We start from the raw sequence: 14,247 nt of genomic DNA, 5'->3' as shown, positions 1-14,247 counted from the left end.
CCCGGCCGGGAGGCCAAATCGAACCACTGTCACCCGGGTCACACCCACTCCCCCGCACGCCCGGTCCCGCCCGCTCCCACCCGTCGAGAACGGAGTTGCGACCAGCGAATCCGGGGATCGACTGGTCGCAACTCCGTTCTCGACGACCTGGGGGGTGGAGCGGGGCCCTACTCCAGGGCGCCCTCGGCGGCCAGCGCCGCCTCGAGCGCGGTCTGCAGGCGGTCCTGGGCGGCGCCGTAGGCCGCGAAGTCACCAGCCGCCAGAGCATCCTCCCCCGCCTGGATCGCCGCGACGGCGTCCGCCAGCGCCGCGTCGAGCGCCTCGCGCGGCGAACCCGGCACGACCGGGGTCGTCGGCTCGGTCGTCGGCTCTGTCGTCGGCTCCGTGGTGGGCTCGTCCGTGGGCTCCGTCGTCGGCTCGTCCGTCGGCTGGCCATCGCCGGGCTCGAGCGGAGCGTCCGGGACCTCGACGTCGGGCATGTCGTCGTCGCCGATCTCCGCGCCGGAGTCGCCGCCGAAGACCTGGTCGAGCGCCTCCTCGAGCGTGTCCGCGTAGCCGATGTTCTCACCGAACGAGACCAGCACCTTGCGCAGCAGCGGGATCTGCGTGGAGCCCGTCGACTGCACGTACACGGGCTGCACGTACAGCAGACCGCCACCCACCGGGAGCGTGAGGAGGTTGCCGTTGACGACCTGCGAGTTGCCGCGGCTGAGGATGTTCAGCTGCTCGGAGACCTTCGGGTCAGAATCGAATCGGTTCTGCACGAGGCCCGGGGCAGGCACGGTCGAGTCCTTCGGCAGCTCGAGCAGGCGCAGCTTCCCGTAGCCCTCCGCCTTCGTGCCGGCCTCGGCTCCCGCGTCGGCGTCCGCCGCGAGGAACCCGGTGAGGATCTGTCGGTCAGAGTTACCACCGGGGATGAACGTCGACATCAGCGAGAAGGTCGGCTCGTCCTGGTCCGGCATCTGCAGCGTCAGGTAGTACGGCGGCTGCAGCGGCTTGGTGCCCGTCGTCGACCGGTTCGTCGGCTCCTGCGGCGTCTGCCAGAAGTCCTGACCCGAGAAGTACTCGGGGGCGGTGGTCACGTGGTACTTCGACAGCAGCGTGCGCTGGACCTTGAACAGGTCCTCTGGGTACCGGACGTGGCTGATCAGGTCGCCCGACATCTCCGACAGGTCCGTGATGCTCGCCGGGAAGATCTTCGACCACGCCTGCAGGATCGGGTCCTGCGCGTCCCAGGCGTACAGCGTCACGGAGCCGTCGTAGGCGTCGACCGTGGCCTTCACCGAGTTGCGGATGTAGTTGACCGTCTGGGGAGCCAGGGCCGCGATGGATCCCCGGCCGGTGAGCGTGTCGTTCGTGGCCGCGTCGAGCGCCTGCGATGCCGAGTACGGGTAGGCGTCCGTCGTCGTGTAGCCGTCGACGATCCACACCACGCGACCGTCGACGACGGCCGGGTAGACCTTCTGGTCGAGGGTCAGGTACGGGGCGACCTTGGCGACGCGGTCACGCGGGTCGCGGTCGTACAGGATCTGCGACTCGGACGTCACACGGTCGGAGAACAGCAGCTTCTCGTCACCGAACTTGATGGCGTACAGCAGCTTGTTGAGGATGTTGCCGATCGACGGCCCCGCGGTCACCGAGTCGGTCGGGAACGACGTGTTGATCTGCCCCTCGGCCGTGTCCGGGTAGTCGAGCTCCCACTCGTTGCCGTCGGGCGCCCCGACGATCGAGTACTCGGGCGACTGCTGCCCGAAGTAGATGCGCGGCTCGTACTCGCCGAGCGCACCGACCGACGGGATGCCGCCCTGGAAGAACGTCGGCTGGCCGTCGGAGTTCGTCGTGTTGCCGAACGCCGCCGCCACGCCGTAGCCGTGGGTGTAGACCGTGTGGTCGTTGACCCAGTTGCGCTGGTCGGCGCCGATCCCGTCGAGGTCGAGCTCGCGCACCGCGATCACGGTGTCGCGGCTCTCGCCGTCGATCGCGTAGCGGTCCACCGACAGGGTGGAGGGGAAGTTGTAGTACTGCTTGTTCTGCTGCAGCTGGCGGAACGCCGGGCTGACGATCGCCGGGTCGAGCAGGCGGATCGACGCCGTGGTCTGCGAGTCCTCACGCAGCGCCCCCGCGGTCGCCTCGGTCTCGGCGTCGTAAGGGCTGACCTCGACGTCGTCGATCCCGAAGGCGTCGCGCGTGGCATTGATGTTGCGCTGGATGTAGTCGGCCTCGAGCTCCTGGGCGTTGGGGGCCACCTGGAACCGCTCGACGATCGCCGGGTAGATCCCGCCGATCGCGACGGCCGAGACGATCATCAGCCCCACGCCGATCGCGGGCAGCTTCCAGTCGCCGCGCACCGCGGTGACGACGAACAGGAGCGCGACCAGGACGGCCACACCGGCGAGGATCGCCTTGGCCGGGATGACGGCGTTGACGTCCGCGTAGGACGCCCCCTGGAACCGCTCGTTCGACGCCGTGAGGATCGAGTAGCGGTCGAGCCAGTAGTTGGCCGCCAGGAGCAGCATGCCGACGGCGGCGAGCACCGAGAGCTGGATGCGCGCGGCCTTCGTGACGCGCGGCTCGTGCGCAGCGATCGGGCCGACGCGCAGGCCGCCGTAGAGATAGTGCATCGCGAGCGCCGCGAGCGTGCCGATGACGAGCGCCGTGAGCAGCAGCGAGACGATGAACCGCAGGAACGGCAGCGTGAAGATGAAGAACGACAGGTCCATGCCCCACTGCGGGTCGTTCGTGCCGAACGGCACGCGATTGATCCACAGCAGCACCGTCTCCCACTGCGCGGACGCAGCAGCGCCGGCGAACAGCCCGAGGACGGCCGGGATCGCGACCATCATCAGCTTGCGCAGCGGCTCCACCGCCTCGCGGTACTGGTCGAGCGTCGCCTGCTCGGGCGTCGACGGCGCGTACACCGGACGGCTGCGGTAGGCGAGGTGCAGGTTGAGCCCGACGACGAGGGCCATCACGACGAGCCCGACGACGAAGAGCGCAGCGCGCGTGCCCCACTGGGTCCACAGGACCTCGCTGAAACCGAGCTCGCTGAACCACAGCACCTCCGTCCAGAACGAGGACGCGAGGACGAGCAGGAAGGCGATGGCGGCGAGGACGCCGACGGTCATCGCGAGCGGGCTGACGCGACGCCCCTGCTTCTTCTCGGGGCGTGCGGGTCTGGACGGTACGGCGAAGGACACGGTTGAACCTCGTGTGGTCGAAGAAGTGCTTCTGCCCCCTCAACGCACGAGGGTGCCCCTAGGTTCCCACAGACCGCGCGGCCCCGGCACGGCCGCGTCAGGTGGATCTGCGATGCTGGGACCCATGAGCACCGAGCCCACCGACCGCACCTTCACGCTCGAGGAGCTCACGCTCTCCGAGACCGTCCGCGAGATCGAGCAGCACGTCGCGACCGGCGGCTGGGACGGCCCGCCCCGCGTGTTCGCGATCCTGCGCACCGCCCGCGCCCTCGAGGCCACGCCCGAGCTCACGGAGCAGATGCCGGAGCTGCCGACGGCGCTCGAGGCCAACCAGTACCACCTGCTGTCCGTCGAGCAGGAGGACCTCCCGCCCGCGTCGTCGCTCGAGGAGCTGCTCGGCTCTCTCGCCTGGCCGCCGACCGTCGACGGCGCCGCCGTCGTCGTCGAGCGCGTGATCGTGCCGCCCGAGGCCGAGGTCGACATGCCCGAGGACCCCGACGCCGCGATCGCCTACCTCGCCCAGCACCCAGACCGCCAGGACGTGCGCCTCGCGGTCGCCGTGCTGCGCGACGGACCCTCGTGGTGCGCCATCCGCACCAAGGCCAACGACGACCCGACGCAGGTCGGCCTGGGCCCGGACCTGGTGCCGGGCCTCGTCGAGGCGCTGCACGCGACATTCTCGGACTGAGCGGCGCCGCGTCGCTGAGCGGTACCCGCGCCGCTCAGCCGCAGGAAGGCAGGCCCGCCGTGTCCCCGGAGCCGATCGCCTCGAGCGCGGCGTAGGCCTCGTCGAGGGTCGCGACCGCGACCACACCAAGGCCGTCCGGGACGTTGCCGACGACCTCGTCGCAGTTCTCGACCGGGGCCAGGAACCAGCGCGCGCCGTCGCGCACGGCGCCGTCGAGCTTGAACTGGATGCCGCCGATCGGGCCGACCTCGCCCGTGATCGACATGGTGCCCGTGCCCGCGACCACCTCACCCGCCGCCTCGTCTGCCGGGGTGAGCTTGTCCATGAGACCGAGGGCGAACATCATCCCGGCGCTCGAGCCACCCACGTCCTGCAGCTGCATGTCCACGTCGACCGGGAAGTCGAAGTCCGTGGTGAGCAGCACCCCGAGGAAAGCCGAGCCGTCCGCCTCGTGCGCGGTCGTCGTGATCTCGAGGTCGACCTCCGCGCCCGCCCGGTCGACGCCCAGCGTGACCGTCGTGCCCGCCTCGATCTCATCGAGCATGCCGACGAGCTGCTGGTAGCTCACGACCTCCGTGCCCTCGAGCGTGGTCACGACGTCGCCGGGCTCGACGATGCCGGCCGCCCCCGAACCGTCGACGGCCTCCGCGATCGTCATCGTGGCGGAAACCTCATAGCCGAGCTTGACCAGGGCCGCCACGGTCGCGGCCTCCTGGCTCGAGACCATCTGGGCGGTCGTCACGGCAGCGATCTCGTCCTGCGTCTGCCCCTCGGGGTAGATCGCCTCGAGCGGGTAGACCGCCTCGTCCGGGTCGACCCACGCCTTGACGACGCGCAGGAGCGGGACCCGGTTGTCGGGCGAGCCAGAGCCGGAGACCGTGGTGAGCCGCAGCTCGCCGGTGGTCGGGAACGTCTCGGTGCCCGCCACCGTGATCACGGGCCGCTCCCCGGAGACGCCGAGCGTGTCGAACGTCGGTCCGGGCGCGCGCACCACGTACGTCGTGGGCAGCACGGAGAGCGCCGCGAGGCCGATCGCGGCCACCACCATGGAGACGGAGTACGTCACGGCGCGTCGCGACGGGCGCGCGGCCAGCGGGGCTTCGACGACGGGCTGGTCGTTGGTCAGGTGTTCGGGCACCGGCACATCATCCCTGAGACGGCTGGGTGTGCGCTGGACGAGTCGTCATCGGCGCGCGCGCCGCACCAACGCCGCCGTGCCGAGCAGCGCGACGGTCGCGCCGACCGCGCCGAGGGCGGCGGCGTCGCGGCCGCCGACGCGCCGCCCGGCGACACCGAGCCGGCCGCGCGCACCCTCGAGCAGCACCGCCAGGCACGCCTCGTTGTCATAGACCGGCTGCCAGCGAGCCTGGCGCAACCGCGCCGACGTCACCGTCCACGGGTAGACGGCGTACGCGAGGTCGCTCGCCGGCGCCGGGAGCACCCCCAGCCGGTGGAGCCGCTCCGCGACGCCGAACGCGGTCGCGGCCGGCAGCTCGACGGTGCGCAGCCCGCTGAGCCGGGCGACCTCGGTGGCGGCGAGCTCGCCCTCGGCCCCGGCGGTGAGGTCACCGCACAGCGTCAGGTCGGCGATCGTGCGGACGGCCTCCGCGAGATCCTCGACGTGCAGGAACTGCCAGGGACGCTCCTGACCACGGACCATCAGCAGGCGCGGCGCCTCGAAGTGCCGCGTCATCATCGTGTCGACCCCCGGGCCCACGAGCGCGGCGGTGCGGAGCACCGCGAGACGCTCGGGGGACACGACCTCGCGCAGGACCCGCTCCGCCTCCACGAGCTCCCCGACGGAACCCTCGGCGTCGGCGAGCACGGGGGCGTCGTCGCCGAGCGGTCCCTGACCGGGCCGCGCGCCCAGCACGGCCGCGCTCGTGACCACGACGACGTGCGCGCCGGGTGCTCGGGCGACGGTCGTCAGGTCGTGCAGGCCCGAGCCGACGTCGCGCGGCCGGTTCGTGCGGACCGGATCGAAGTCACCGCCGTCGAGGACGACGACGAGCACATCGATCGACGCGCGCGCGACGGCGTCGTCGGGGTCCCAGGTCTCCGCCTCGAGGAGGTGCGCGAGGGTGTCGGACACCGGGCCGGAGCCGTGCACAGCGGTGCGCCGTGAGCGAACTGGCATCCTGAACTCCTCCCTTCTGCACCGGATGGTCGAGAAGATCGCTACCGTGGTCGTGGCAGTGCACCAGCACGCGATCCTGTCAGGAGTTCATCATGGCCCCTTCCGACCCGTCGCCCGACGAGGCGCCCTGGGAGAAGCTGCTGCGCTCCGTGTTCGGCTCCGACGCCGCCGAGGCGATCGAAGAGCTGAAGGCCCGCGGCATGGACGTCGAGGCGCTCAACGCCGCCGCCGGCATCGCTGACAACCCTGCCCTGATGGACCAGGTCCTCTCGCAGGTCAGGTCGCTGCTGGGGGCGGGCAACGCGCCGGTGAACTCCGACGTCGCCCACGACATCGCCCGGCAGGTCGCAGCCGGCGAGGGCGACCCCAGCATCACGCGCTCGGACGTGCGCGCCGTCTCCGAGGCCCTGTCGGTCGCCGACCTCTGGCTGGACTCAGCGACCGAGCTCCCGCCGGCGGGCGGGCTGCGGCTCGCCTGGAGCCGGTCCGAGTGGGTCGAGCGCACCCTGCCGGCCTGGAACGCTCTCGCCGCCCCGATCGCCGAGAACCTCGTCGCCGCGCTCACCGGCGTCCTGCGCGAGCACCTGCCCGACCTCGACGCCATGGCCTCGGACTCCGACGGGATCGAGAGCCGCCTCGCCGGGATCCTCGGCGCGGGCGACAACGCCTTCGACCCGACGACGATCGTCACCAGGCTCGGGTCCGCGGTGTTCGGGATGCAGGTGGGTCAGGCGGCTGGCACGCTCTCGCGCGACGTCTTCGGCCTCACCGACATCGGCGTGCCGCTCCTCGAAGAGCGCGTCAGCGTCCTGCTCCCGACCAACGTCGCCGCCTTCGCCGAGGGACTCGACACGCCGGCCGACGAGGTGCGGCTGTTCCTCGCGCTGCGCGAGGCCGCCCACGCCCGGCTGTTCACGCACGTCGGATGGCTGCGCGGGCACCTGCTCGGCCTCGTCGACGCCTACGCCCGCGGCATCACGATCGACACCGACGCGCTCGAGTCCGCGATCTCGCAGATCGACCCCACCGACCCGGCCGCGATGCAGGCCGCACTGTCCTCCGGCGTGTTCGGCATCGCCGCGACCGAGGACCAGAAGGCGACGCTGGCACGGCTCGAGACGAGCCTCGCGCTCGTCGAGGGGTGGGTGGACGAGGTCACGACGACGGCGGCGCTCCCCCATCTGCCGCACACCATGGCCTTGCGCGAGATGATCCGCCGCCGACGCGCTGCTGGCGGCCCGGCCGAGCAGACCTTCGCGTCGCTCGTCGGTCTCGAGCTCCGCCCGCGCCGCTCGCGTGAGGCCGCGGCGCTGTGGTCGGCCATCGGTTCGGGCCTCGGCACCGAGGGACGCGACCGCGTCTGGGACCACCCCGACCTGCTGCCCGTCGCGCTCGACCTGGACGATCCCGCGGGCTTCGTGCGCCGCCGCAGCGAGACGACCGAGGAGCAGGCGGACGTCGACCGCGCGATCGCGGAGCTGCTCGCGGACGACGACGGCACCGACCGGCCCGTCGAGGGATGAGCCGCTAGTCCGTCGCGGCGGACGGCGGCTCGTCGGCCTCGGGCGAGCGGTCGTCCGTGTCCGAGGGGGCGAGCCGGTCCCGACCCGAGCGCTCGTCCGCGAACGCCACGCCGTCGAGGAACCCGCGCGCGCGGTCGGCGCGGGGGTAGACGGCGAGGGTCTCCCAGAACGCTGCCGTGTGGTTGGGGTGCAGCAGGTGCACGAGCTCGTGCAGGATCACGTAGTCGATCACCCAGGACGGCAGCCCCCGCACCCGGGACGAGATGCGGATGGTCCGCTGCTCGATGCTGCACGAGCCCCACCGGCGCCCCTGGTTGCCGACCCAGCTGACCGAGTCGGGGCGGGCGCGCCCGCCGAGGTAGCGCTCGGAGAGATCCTGCGCGCGCGCCATGAGCTCGTCGTCCGACGGGCGCCGACGGCGCTCCTTGGCGGCGAGGCGCGCGAGCATCCGGGCGACCCACTCGGCCTCCTCGGCGGCGCTGAACCGGGCCGGGATGGACACGACCGTGCGCTCGCCGTCGCGATAGGCGTTCACCGTCCGCACGCGGCGGCGACTACGACGGACCTCGACGGTCCCCTCCCGTTCGCCGGACACAGGCCTGACCGTACCGCTCAGGAGCGACATTTCCCACCATCGCCCCGGGTGAGCCTGTGGAAGGTCGACGCTGACGGGCGTGCCCGGGGCACGCTGGGATCATGCGACTGCGAGCCGGGACCCCCGCCCACCCTGACGAGGAGCTGTGGTCCGCGGCGCGCCACGACGGGCGGGGTGCGCTCACGCGGGCCCTGCGGGCCTCGGCCACGGTGGGCGTGTGCGGGCTGGGAAGGACGGGCCTGCTGCTCGCACGCTCGCTGGTCGCGTGCGGCATGGGCACGGTCGTGGTCGACGACGACCTCGAGGTGGACACCCGAGACGTGGGTCCAGGGGGCTACGACCTGCGGGACGTGGGCGCGTCGCGGCGGTCGGCGGCGGCCCGGCTGCTGCACGGGCACGGCGGACGGGTGGGCCTGGGCGAACGGACCGACCTCGACGTCGTCGTCGTGGTCGGGGGCGGTCCGCTCGACGTGACGCGGACCTGGCAGCTGATGGGCCACGGCATCCCGCACCTGCCCGTCGCGTGGGAGGGCGCCGCGGTGACGGTGGGCCCGCTCGTGGTGCCGGGGACCACGGCCTGCCTGCGCTGCGTGGACCTGCACCGCGCCGACGATGCCGCACGCGCACCGCAACGGACGGCATCGGCGCGCTATGGACGCCACGCGGAGGAGACGGTGCTCGCGCTGGCGGCGGCAGGCGCGGCCGTGCGCGCGGTGACGAGGCTCGTGGACGGGCGCGACGTCGGCATCGCCACGACCGAGCAATTCGTCTCGGCTGCGGCCGCGCACCACGTCGAGCGGTGGCCGCCCCACCCGACGTGCGGCTGCCACAGCCTCGTGGCAAGCCAGAAGGGCCCGCTCGACGTGAGCGGGCCCTTCGGGGGCGGGACGGCGGACGCCCCGGATTGATCGATCGACGACGGCGTCACGAGACGACCACGTCGACCTTGCGGGGGCGTCCCCGGCCACGCTTGGTGGCGACCACGCGGCCGTCCACGAAGACCTCGCCACCCCACACGCCCCACGGCTCGGCGCGCTCGATCGCGCCGGCCAGGCAGCCGGCCACAAGCGGGCACTCGCGGCACATGGCCTTGGCCTGCTCGACCGCTGCCGTCTGCTCGGCGAACCAGAGCTCGGGGTCGTTGTTGCGGCACGGCAGCAGGCCGGCGACGAGCAGCGCGAACTCGCGTCGCTCGGACTGTGCGGCGGCCTGCGGCGTGGTGGTCGACGCGTGCGCGGTGCGCGCGTCGGTGGTCGGGGTGCTGGGCAGGCGGCCGGCGGTGACCGGTCCGGCCTGCGAGTCGATGTCGAGCAGCATGCTGAGCCGCACGATGTCCTCCAGAGATGTTCCTGTGCTGCGATGGGAACGGATCCGGGCGAGGCTCTGCCGCACGTGGGAGCACCGGATGAGGGTGCGCCGGCACGATCCCCGAGCGGGGACGTGCGAGGTGACGGAGAGCCCGCGGATCCGCGGGGTGGTTCGGCAGGTGCGGCGTCAGCCGCGAATGAACCCGAAGGGTCCGGCCGGGACGAGGCGAGCGGCATCACGAAGACGACCGGAGGCCGCACCATTGATCCCGAGACCTGAACGGTTCGTCATGGTGGTGTACTTCTTCATTGCCTGCTCACCCCTTTCTCCATCGAGCCCGCGCCTCTCGGCCGGGCTGCATCAACAAGGACTCGCACACTGTATGCCGGGCGCGCAGAACGCGCCAAGGTATTTACCGGATCAGTTTTTCGCGTCGCTGCGGCGGAGGACCTCAAGGAGCGTCGGACCGTACGTCTGGGCCTTCACCTGGCCGATGCCGGGCACCTTGAGCAGCTCCGCGGGCGTCCGCGGACGGGCCCGCGCGACGGCCTCGAGGCTCGTGTCGCTGAGCACCGTGAACGCCGGACGGTCGATCTCCGCGGCCACCTGGGTGCGCCACTCGACGAGCGCGTCCACCACGGCCGGGTCGGCGTCGCCGAGGTCCGCTGTCGAGCGGCCACGCCCGGGTGTCGCTGCGGGCCACAGCCCGTCGAGGAACCGGCTGCGCTTGCGGGTGGCGCGCCCGCCGGGGGCGCGTGAGCGCGCGTAGGACAGGGTGAGGTGCTCCCGCGCCCGCGTGATGCCGACGTAGAGCAGGCGCTTCTCCTCCGCGATCGCGTCCGGGGTCTCGGCGAGGGAGATCGGGAGCAGGCCCTCAGAGAGGCCGGCGAGGAACACTGCGTCCCACTCGAGCCCCTTGGCGGCGTGCAGGGACGCGAGGGTCACGCCCTCGATGGTCGGGGCGTGCTGCGCGGCCGCACGCTCGTCGAGCTCGGCCACCAGGAGGGCCATCGTCGCGTCGGGGCGCGCCGCGATCTCGTCGGCCAGCGAGACCAGCGCGCGCAACGACTCCCAGCGCTCGCGGGCGGCGCCGCGGGCGGACGGCGGCTCCTCGGCCCAGCCGACCGACGCGAGCACCTCCCGCACCGCTGTGGGCACGGGGTCCTCGGCGACGGCGCGCGCTGCTCCGCGCAGCAGCAGGATCGCCTCACGCACCTCGGGGCGCTGGAAGAATCGCTCGCCTCCGCGGACCAGGTAGCCGACGCCACGGTCGGCGAACGCCTGCTCGAACGTCTCGGACTGACCGTTGGTGCGGTACAGCACGGCGATCTCGCTCGGGCGCACCCCGCTGGCGATCAGCCGCGCCGCCGCGGCGGCGATCGCGGCGGCCTCGGCCTCGTCGTCCTCGTAGACGTCGAACGCGACCGGCGGGCCGGCAGGGCGCTGCGCGCGCAGCTCGAGCCCTTCGAAGCCGGCGTGGCGGCGGGTCGCGAGCAGCGCGTTCGCGAGGCCGACGACCTGCGGCGTGGAGCGATAGTCGCGCACGAGCTTGATGACGGTGGCACCCGGGCGGGTCTTGGCGAAGTCCAGCAGGTGCCGGGGCGTGGCGCCGGTGAACGAGTAGATGGTCTGGCTCGGGTCCCCGACGACGCACAGCTCCTGACGGCCGCCCAGCCACTGGTCGAGCACGAACTGCTGCAGCGGGGAGACGTCCTGGTACTCGTCGACCACGAACCGCCGGTACTGGCGGCGGACCTCGTCGGCCACCGCACCGTGGGACGCGAGGATGTCCCCGAGGTACATGAGGACGTCCTCGAAGTCGATCTGCCCGCGTTCGTTCTTCACGTCCTCGTACACGGAGATGAGACGGGACACGACGTGAGCGTCGTAGCCCGCCGGGGGCTCGCGCCGCAGCGCCGCGATCGCACGGCCGTACTCGTCCGCCGGGATCATCGAGACCTTGGACCACTCGACCTCGGAGGCGAGGTCCCGCACGGCCACACGGTCCACCGAGAGGTCGAGCCGCCGTGCGGCCTCAGCGATGACCTGCCCCTTGTGCTCCATGACGCGGGGAGGCGCGCCTCCGACGATCTTGGGCCAGAAGTAGCCGAGCTGGCGCAGCGCGGCTGCGTGGAACGTGCGGGCCTGCACGCCGGGCACCCCGAGCGCGCGCAGCCGGGTGCGCATCTCCCCCGCGGCCCGCGCTGTGAAGGTCACCGCCAGGACGCTGGTGGGCGCGTAGACGCCGGTGCGCACGCCGTACGCGATCCGGTGCGTCAGGGCGCGCGTCTTGCCGGTGCCGGCACCGGCGAGGACGCACACGGGTCCGGTGAGGGCGAGCGCGACCTCACGCTGGTCGGGGTCGAGCGCATCGAGGATCTGGTCGGGAGACATCACCGCCGATTGTCGCAGCCTCCCCTGACAGCCGATGATGGCCACATGACCACCACAGCTCCGCACACGCCCGACGCCGGCACGATCGTCATGTACTCGACCACGTGGTGCGGCTACTGCCGCCGCCTCAAGACGCAACTCGACTCCGCAGGGATCGGCTACACCGAGGTGAACATCGAGGAGCACCCGGACGCCGTCGCGTACGTCGAGGAGGTCAACGGCGGGAACCAGACGGTCCCGACCGTCGTCTTCCCCGACGGGACCGCAGCGACCAACCCGTCGCTCGCGGACGTCAAGGCACGCCTGGGCTGAGCCGCCCCCGGAGCCCCGGCCCCGGCAGCGCCGACGAGGCGCCCAGTCAGCCGACCGGGCCGCCGAACCAGTCCTCGATGAGCAGCCGTGCGACCGACGAGGGCGGGGGAAGGAGGACGTCCCCGCTGGCCACGTCCCGCGCGAGCCCGTCACGGGTGAACCAGCGCGCGTCCGTCACCTCGGTGCCGTCGACCTCGATGGTCGTGGTGGTGGCGCGCGCCCGGTAGGCGAGCATGAGGGAGGCGGGAAACGGCCAGGGCTGGCTCGTCACGTACTCGACGTCGCTCACCACGATCGCGGTCTCCTCGGCCACCTCCCGCCGCACGGCCCCCTCGGCGGACTCGCCCGCCTCGACGAACCCGGCGAGGGTCGAGAACCGGCGGTCGGGCCAGTGCGCCGCGTGGCCGAGCAGGAGCCGGTCGGTGTCGTCGACGACCGCCATGATCACGGCGGGGTCGGTGCGCGGGAAGTGCTCCGAGCCGTCGGCGGAGCACCGCCGTGCCCAGCCCGCGCGCGTGGGCGTCGTCGGCTCGCCGCAGCGCGGGCAGCGCGGGTGCCGCGCGTGCCAGGCTGCCAGGGCCACGGCGGCGGTGGCCAGCCCGGCATCACGGTCGTCGAGAGTCTCGCCCTGGTCGCGCAGCGACGCCCAGGCGCGGCCGGCCTCGGGCCAGCGCTCGGCGGCGGGGAGACCGTCGGCGCCGAGGACCGGGTCGAGCGCGCTCGGCTGGTCGAGAAGCAGGGCCACGTAGGCGTGCTGGGCGTCCTCGCCGAGGAATGCCGCGAGCCGCCCTGCCGCGGCGTCCGGCTCCGGGGCAACCAGGTCCAGCCGGCCGTCGGCGTCGACGGCCACCTCGCCGCCTCGGACGAGCACGACGCGGGTGCGCTCGGCGTCGGCGAGGAGACGGGGCACGAGGTCCGTCTCCTCGCGGCGGAGGGCGGCGCGGTCGGCCCCAGCACGCGAGAGCGCCGAGACGGGAGCGGCGCGCCAGGCGCGCGGGGAGGGGGCGGTCGGGGGCTGCGGGTCCACCCGGCCACCGTAGCCCGCGGGCGCGGCCCGATCCCACCGGGTGGAGCGACGGACTGATCACCCGGGCCTCACGATCCGGTGCGGTGCGGCTCGTCCGTCGGCGGGCCGTGCCGACGTACGGTTAGGGCGTGAGCCGATCCGCCTTGAACCTGGCTGCCCTGTCGACCGTCGCCGTCCCCGGGATGGACGTCGTGGACGTCCGTCCCGTCCGCAGCGACGGTGACGACGACGTCGCGGTCGTCATCGACGCCGCGCGCCGGCACTGGGTCGTGCGCAGCCCGCAGGACGCCGCCGCCGGCGCACGTCTGGAGGCGGAGATGGTGCTCGTCGGGTCGCTCGTCCCGCTGGTCGACGACGGCACGCTGCCGTTCGCCGTGCCGGAGCCCGCTGGGTTCGCGCCTCTGCCCGAGGGCGGCCGTGCCGTGGTGCACCCGGAGGTGCCCGGCCGGCCGTTGCACGCGTCCTCGATGCAGCCCGGCCCAGGCCTGGCTGCGGCCGTGGGCCGTGCGATCGCCGCGATCCACGAGCTGCCCGCGGCCTTGGTCGAGGACGCCGGCCTGCCGTCGTACACGGCGGCGGAGTACCGCGAGCGCCGGCTCGCGGAGGTGGACGAGGCCGCCCGGACCGGTCGCGTCCCGGCGCGGCTGCTGCGCCGCTGGGAGGCCGCTCTCGAGAACGTCGCCCTGTGGCGCTTCCAGCCCACGGTGGTGCACGGCGACCTCGACGACGAGCACATCCTGGTCGCGCAGAACCAGGTGAACGGGATCGTCGGCTGGGGCGAGGCACGCGTGGCCGATCCCGCGGACGACCTGGCCTGGCTGCTCGCGACCGTCCCGCCCGAGGCGGTCGAGTCGATCCTCGAGGCGTACCAGCTGCGCCGCACCGAGCAGCGTGACGCGCACCTGGTGGAGCGCGCACTCCTCGCGGGCGAGCTCGCGGTGGCGCGGTGGCTCATGCACGGGGTGCGCACCGGACAGTCCGACGTCGTGGACGACGCGGTCGAGATGCTCCTCGACCTCGACCAGACGACGAGCCGCGAGGGCGCGGCCGAGGACGACTGACCGCA

At 72.9% G+C, this 14,247-nt stretch carries 12 protein-coding genes; 5 read left to right on the top strand and 7 right to left on the bottom strand.

The window, feature by feature from the left end; all coding sequences use genetic code 11:
- Positions 1 to 167: 167 nt before the first annotated feature.
- Complete coding sequence (locus BMZ30_RS02750; protein ID WP_229828296.1) at positions 168 to 3,197, bottom strand: UPF0182 family membrane protein; 3,030 nt, start codon at positions 3,195 to 3,197, stop codon at positions 168 to 170.
- Positions 3,198 to 3,321: 124 nt separating this feature from the next.
- Here BMZ30_RS02750 and BMZ30_RS02745 point away from each other — a divergent pair, with 124 nt between their 5' ends.
- Positions 3,322 to 3,885, top strand: a complete 564-nt coding sequence (locus BMZ30_RS02745) for a PPA1309 family protein (protein WP_093375683.1) — start codon at positions 3,322 to 3,324, stop codon at positions 3,883 to 3,885.
- A 34-nt stretch (positions 3,886 to 3,919) separates the two neighbouring features.
- On the opposite strand, the gene BMZ30_RS02740 is transcribed toward BMZ30_RS02745, so the two are convergent.
- Positions 3,920 to 5,023: a YlbL family protein gene (locus tag BMZ30_RS02740; RefSeq protein ID WP_229828298.1), complete on the bottom strand. Its 1,104-nt coding sequence runs from the start codon at positions 5,021 to 5,023 to the stop codon at positions 3,920 to 3,922.
- A 45-nt stretch (positions 5,024 to 5,068) separates the two neighbouring features.
- Positions 5,069 to 6,022 carry a Rossmann-fold NAD(P)-binding domain-containing protein gene (locus BMZ30_RS02735; RefSeq protein ID WP_177191253.1) on the bottom strand — a complete coding sequence of 318 codons (954 nt, stop codon included), beginning with the start codon at positions 6,020 to 6,022 and terminating at the stop codon, positions 5,069 to 5,071.
- Between the two features lie 92 nt (positions 6,023 to 6,114).
- Between BMZ30_RS02735 and BMZ30_RS02730 the strand changes: the two genes are divergently transcribed.
- Positions 6,115 to 7,545, top strand: a complete 1,431-nt coding sequence (locus BMZ30_RS02730) for a zinc-dependent metalloprotease (RefSeq protein WP_093374827.1) — start codon at positions 6,115 to 6,117, stop codon at positions 7,543 to 7,545.
- 4 nt (positions 7,546 to 7,549) lie between these two features.
- On the opposite strand, the gene BMZ30_RS02725 is transcribed toward BMZ30_RS02730, so the two are convergent.
- Positions 7,550 to 8,170 (bottom strand): M48 metallopeptidase family protein, encoded by a 621-nt coding sequence (locus tag BMZ30_RS02725; RefSeq protein WP_093374825.1) that lies wholly within the window; start codon positions 8,168 to 8,170, stop codon positions 7,550 to 7,552.
- Between the two features lie 71 nt (positions 8,171 to 8,241).
- Between BMZ30_RS02725 and BMZ30_RS02720 the strand changes: the two genes are divergently transcribed.
- Positions 8,242 to 9,048, top strand: coding sequence for a hypothetical protein (locus BMZ30_RS02720; protein WP_093374823.1), 807 nt, complete (start codon positions 8,242 to 8,244; stop codon positions 9,046 to 9,048).
- A 16-nt stretch (positions 9,049 to 9,064) separates the two neighbouring features.
- On the opposite strand, the gene BMZ30_RS02715 is transcribed toward BMZ30_RS02720, so the two are convergent.
- Entirely contained in the window at positions 9,065 to 9,469 is a 405-nt protein-coding gene (locus BMZ30_RS02715; RefSeq protein WP_229828302.1) for a WhiB family transcriptional regulator, read from the bottom strand.
- Between the two features lie 399 nt (positions 9,470 to 9,868).
- Positions 9,869 to 11,842, bottom strand: a complete 1,974-nt coding sequence (locus BMZ30_RS02710) for an ATP-dependent helicase (protein ID WP_093374821.1) — start codon at positions 11,840 to 11,842, stop codon at positions 9,869 to 9,871.
- A 45-nt stretch (positions 11,843 to 11,887) separates the two neighbouring features.
- Between BMZ30_RS02710 and BMZ30_RS02705 the strand changes: the two genes are divergently transcribed.
- Positions 11,888 to 12,154, top strand: a complete 267-nt coding sequence (locus tag BMZ30_RS02705; RefSeq protein ID WP_093374819.1) for a mycoredoxin — start codon at positions 11,888 to 11,890, stop codon at positions 12,152 to 12,154.
- A gap of 46 nt (positions 12,155 to 12,200) precedes the next feature.
- Here BMZ30_RS02705 and nudC read toward each other — a convergent pair whose 3' ends face one another.
- Entirely contained in the window at positions 12,201 to 13,181 is a 981-nt protein-coding gene (gene nudC, locus BMZ30_RS02700; RefSeq protein ID WP_093374817.1) for an NAD(+) diphosphatase, read from the bottom strand.
- Between the two features lie 128 nt (positions 13,182 to 13,309).
- Here nudC and BMZ30_RS02695 point away from each other — a divergent pair, with 128 nt between their 5' ends.
- Positions 13,310 to 14,242: a phosphotransferase gene (locus tag BMZ30_RS02695; RefSeq protein ID WP_093374815.1), complete on the top strand. Its 933-nt coding sequence runs from the start codon at positions 13,310 to 13,312 to the stop codon at positions 14,240 to 14,242.
- The last annotated feature ends 5 nt before the right edge of the window (positions 14,243 to 14,247 follow it).

It is taken from the genome of Flavimobilis marinus, from assembly GCF_900113055.1.
In the GTDB taxonomy this organism is placed as follows: domain Bacteria; phylum Actinomycetota; class Actinomycetes; order Actinomycetales; family Cellulomonadaceae; genus Flavimobilis; species Flavimobilis marinus.
The sequence above is the reverse complement of the archived record's forward strand: the minus strand, read 5'-3'. Positions and strand labels throughout refer to the sequence as shown.